The sequence below is a fragment of the Escherichia sp. AM3 genome (assembly GCF_032029835.1).
GTDB classification, from domain to species: Bacteria; Pseudomonadota; Gammaproteobacteria; order Enterobacterales; family Enterobacteriaceae; genus Escherichia; species Escherichia coli.
The window spans coordinates 1-278 of the sequence record NZ_JAVUPQ010000918.1 but is presented as its reverse complement, the minus strand read 5'-3'; the positions used below and the strand labels follow the sequence as shown (position 1 = coordinate 278).

General features: G+C 34.9%; 1 protein-coding gene. It reads right to left on the bottom strand.

Going from position 1 to position 278, the window contains the following annotated elements:
- On the bottom strand, window positions 1-278 hold a 278-nt coding region (locus tag RTW80_RS29055; RefSeq protein WP_312721573.1), incomplete at both ends, for a glycosyltransferase.

Below are 278 nucleotides of genomic sequence, written 5' to 3'. Positions count from 1 at the left end.
CAACACAAAAAAGAATACCTATCATCCCAGTTTTTTAAAAAAAATGAAAGTCTATTTGGAGTAAATTCATCGTCATCATCAAGACCAGTAATAAATTTACCCTTCGCATTAAAAATACCTAAGTTCCTTGTCTCACATGCCCCTTTATTGGACTCATTCCTGAAATAGCGAACTCTGTCATCACGTAACTCTAACTCACTGGAGAATTCAAAAGTACCATCCGTAGATGCATCATCACAAATTAGCAATTCCCAATTAAGATAGTCTTGTGCAAAAAC